The following is a 4,124-nucleotide window of genomic DNA, read 5'->3' as shown; positions in this document are numbered from 1 at the left end:
ACTTCGAGGCGACATTCCGCCACGTCGTCGCACCCGAGGAATCCGGCCCCTACTCGTGTCCGTGCTGCGGTCATGTGACCCTGCCCGAACGCGGCGCATACGACCTGTGCGCAGAATGCGGTTGGGAGGACGACGGCCAGGACGATCACGACAGCCACATCGTCCGAGGCGGACCTAACGGGTCGGGCAGCCTGGACGACGTGCGGCAACGATATGTCGAGCTGGGCGGTCGCGCGTTGCCGCACCGGCCGCCGGTCGAGCCGAGATAGCCGATCCGAGTCGGGTGCAGACCGCTTTGAGTGCTGAACGCCCCAGGCGGTTGCTCGAAGCCATCAGGGCGCAGATCCGGGGGCACGGTGTCGAGGAGCGACTCGCGCCTGTGCGGTCGGGTCGAGGTGCCGCACCGCTAAGAGCGTGTCTTGCGTGGCAGATGTGACTGTTGGGGCAATGATATTGAGTTGTGACTGAGCCCCTGTCAGAACGCATGGTGCCCGACGAGCTCTGGGAGATCGTGGAGCCGTTGCTGCCGTTGTTCAACCTGCGTCCGCAAGGCGGTGGGACCGTTCCGCTGCCCGACCGTGACGTGTTCACCGCGGTTGTCTACGTGCTGACTGCGGGGTGCGCGTGGCGGCATCTACCGACGGAGTTCGGGGTGAGCACCCCGACGGCACACCGCCGTTTCCAGTCCTGGACCGCGGACGGGTTTTGGCAGCGCCTGCACCAGGAGATGCTCGACCGTCTCGGTGCCGACGGGCGGCTGGACTGGTCCTCGGCGCTGCTGGACGCGGCGAGCGTCCGGGCGAAAAGGGGGGCACTCTTACCGGCCCAAACCCTGTCGACAGAGGGAAACCGGGCTCCAAGCTGCATGTGATCACCGAGGCCGACGGGCTGCCGTTGGCCACCGAGGTCACCGGCGCGAACGTCAACGACGGGACCCGACTCCAACCCATGGTCGAGGCCATCCCCGCGATCCGGTCCCGTCGCGGACCTCGACGCAACAAGCCCGCCAAACTGCGCGCCGACAAGGCCTACGACTCCGCCGCCCGCCGCCAGTGGCTGCGTGAACGCCGGATCACCCCACGCATCGCACGCAAGGGCATCGAGTCCAAGGAACGCCTGGGGCGCTACCGCTGGAAGGTCGAGCGCACTATCGCCTGGCTCAGCGGCTACCGCCGCCTGACGGTGCGTTACGAACGCGACGGCAACCTGTTCGCAGCGTTCCTGACCCTCGCCGCCGCGCTGACCTGCTGGAAGAAACTCGCCACTTGAGACACGCTCTTAGCCTCGATCTTTCATCGGAATAGGTTCGCCACCTGGTCCGGGAACACGGAAGTGCCTTGCCTGTAAGGGAAAATGGGCTTGTTGAGGGTCCATGTTCGCCGAACGGGAAGGCACTCCGCGGGTGAAGAACAGCAAGGGCAAGTCGCGGTTCACAGTCAGCGCGGATGGTAAGGGCGTGGTCTCCCACGCCGGGACGGCGCTGCTGCGGGAACTGGCCCGCGACAGTGGTCTGGTCGCTGGTTGGACTGATGTGCTGCTCGACACCTATCAGGGCCCGCCGGTCCGTGCCCCGGGGCAGGTCCTGGCGGATCTGGCCGTGAGCATCGCCGATGGTGGGACGGCGTTGGCGGACCTGCGCACATTGCGTGATCAGGACAAGCTGTTCGGGACGGTCGCCTCCGATGCGACCGCCTGGCGGGTGCTGGACCGGGTGAGCCCGGGCAAGCTCGCCGAGATCCGGACGGCGCGTGTCGGTGCGCGGGCGGCGGTGTGGGCCGCCGGTGGCGGCCCGGATGTGGCCGCGGGGCTGCGGTTGTTCTTCGACGCGAGCCTGCTCGATGCGCATTCGGAGAAGGAGGACCCCCGACCGACGTGGAAGAAGGGGTTCGGCTTCCACCCACTGCTGTGTTACCTCGACCGCCCCGAGGTAGCCGGCGTGGAGGCCCTGGCGGGGCTGCTGCGCCCGGGCAATGCCGGTAGCAACACCGCAACCGATCACATCGCCGTACTGAACCTGGCACTGGCGGGGTTGCCGGAGCACGCCCGCCCGCGCCCCGGCGACACCACCGGCCCGGCGGTGCTGGTCTCGGCCGATTCGGCCGGGGCCACCCACGCCTTCGCCAAGAGGCTGCGCGAGCTTGGTTGTCAGTTCTCGTTGGGTTTCCCGATCGAGGTGCGCGTGCAGGACGCGATCAACACCGTCCCGGAGAAGGCGTGGACCGCTGCCTACAACCGCGACGGGCAACCACGACGCGGGGCCCGGGTCGCCGAACTGACCGACCTGCTGGATCTCTCCGCCTGGCCGGAAGGTTCACGGGTGATCGTGCGCCGCGAACGACCCCACCCCGGCGCGCAGATCCGCTTCACCGACGCCGCCGGGCACCGGTTCACCGCGTTCATCACCGACACCCCGGCCGGTGGCCCGAGCAGGCAGTTGGCCGACCTGGAAGTGCGCCACCGCGCCCATGCCCGCGTCGAGGACGCCATCCGGGTCGGTAAGGACACCGGCATGGCCAACCTGCCCTGCCACAGCGCCACCGCGAACGCGCCCTGGCTCGAACTCGCCCTGACCGGGGCGGACCTGCTCACCTGGACCAAAGCCCTGTGCCTCGAGGAAACCAGCCTGGCCCGGGCCGAACCAGCCACCCTGCCGCTACCGACTCCTGCACCTCGGGGCCCTGGTCGTGGACAAAGCCCGTCGCGGCTACCTCAAGATCGACCGGGACTGGCCCTGGGCCGCCGACCTGGTGACCGCCTTCGCCCGACTGCGTGCCGCCTTCACCTGACGCCCAGTCACCCACCCCGACAACCCAGGACCGGCAACCCCGCCACCGGAGCGACGGCCGGCACTCCCGCACGCCCGGCCGGCGAAACGCAGCCGAAACGCCCCCCAAATCACTGCCCCACCGACACGCCGGAGCCGCGTGAAAGATCGAGGCTAGTGGTGGGTCACTAAAGTCTGTGAACGGTTGGGTTCGGGACAATGGCCCATGCGCGCAGCGGTGCTGGGTCTGCGGGACGGGGACCGGGAGACGTTGTCGGCCTGGACGAGGGCCTCGACGATGAAGGCGGGACTGGTCCAGCGGGCCCGGATCGTGCTGTTGGCCGCGGATGGGGTTTCGCACACCGAGATCGCCGAGCGGTTGGGGATCAGCCGCACGACGGTGGTGATGTGGCGCTCGCGTTACCAGCGTTCCGGGCTGGCGGGTCTGACCGATGCGCCGCGGTCGGGTCGTCCGCGCGAGATCGACCGGGCAGCGATCATCACCGCGACGTTGCGGCCGCCGCCGAAGAAGTTCGGCGTCACGCATTGGTCCTCGCGGTTGCCGGCCCGGCATCTGAACATCGATCACGCCACGGTCGCGCGGGCCTGGAGGCGCCACGGGGTGCAGCCCTGGCGGTGCGAGACGTTCAAGTTCTCCACCGACCCGGAACTGATCGCGAAGGTGACCGACGTGGTCGGGCTCTACCTGGCCCCGCCGGATAACGCGGTCGTGCTTTGTGTGGACGAGAAATCGCAGATCCAGGCGCTGGACCGCACCGCCCCGATGTTGCCGATGCGGCCGAATCTGCCCGCCCGGTGGACCCACGACTACAAGCGGCACGGCACCTCGACGCTGTTCGCGGCGCTGGAGATCGCCACCGGCCAGGTCACTGCGGCCTGTAAGCCACGCCACCGCCACCAGGAGTTCCTGGCCTTCCTCAAGCAGGTCGCACGCGCCTACCCCGACCAGGACCTGCACCTGGTCATGGACAACTACGCCACGCACAAGCACCCCACGGTGGGTGCCTGGCTGGCCGAGAACCCGCGCATCGTCGTGCACTTCACCCCGAGCTCCGGGTCCTGGCTGAACATGGTCGAGATCTGGTTCTCCCTCATCGACCGCCAGGCCATCCGCCGCGGAGTATTCCGCTCCGTCAAAGACCTCAACACCAAGATCCGCGCCTTCATCGAAGGCTGGAACGACCGCACCCATCCCTTCGTCTGGACAAAACCCGCCGAGGAGATCTTGGCCAAGGCCGACCGACCAACAACTTCAGTTACGAACCACTAGGCCAGGAAGTCGTAGATCGTCACGGCAACGGCTGCATACGCGCCGTCGACATCACGGAACTCCGGGCAA

The 4,124-nt window shown here is 68.1% G+C and carries 3 protein-coding genes and 1 pseudogene; all 4 read left to right on the top strand.

Annotated elements, in window-relative coordinates; genetic code table 11:
• A partial coding sequence (locus VGJ14_16335) for a CPCC family cysteine-rich protein (protein HEY2833997.1) occupies positions 1-269 on the top strand: 269 nt, incomplete at its 5' end.
• A gap of 203 nt (positions 270-472) precedes the next feature.
• Positions 473-1,269, top strand: a protein-coding gene (locus VGJ14_16330; GenBank protein ID HEY2833996.1) for an IS5 family transposase whose coding sequence is annotated in 2 segments (ribosomal slippage) — positions 473-808 and positions 811-1,269 — 795 coding nt in all. Because the reading frame shifts where the segments join, the coding sequence is not laid out codon by codon here.
• 103 nt (positions 1,270-1,372) lie between these two features.
• A pseudogene (locus VGJ14_16325) lies at positions 1,373-2,786 on the top strand (IS1380 family transposase).
• Positions 2,787-2,990: 204 nt separating this feature from the next.
• Positions 2,991-4,055, top strand: a complete 1,065-nt coding sequence (locus VGJ14_16320) for an IS630 family transposase (protein HEY2833995.1) — start codon at positions 2,991-2,993, stop codon at positions 4,053-4,055.
• The last annotated feature ends 69 nt before the right edge of the window (positions 4,056-4,124 follow it).

The organism is Sporichthyaceae bacterium (assembly GCA_036493475.1).
Lineage (GTDB): Bacteria > Actinomycetota > Actinomycetes > Sporichthyales > Sporichthyaceae > DASQPJ01.
Note: the sequence above shows the minus strand (reverse complement) of the source record. Positions and strands in the feature narration are given on the sequence as shown.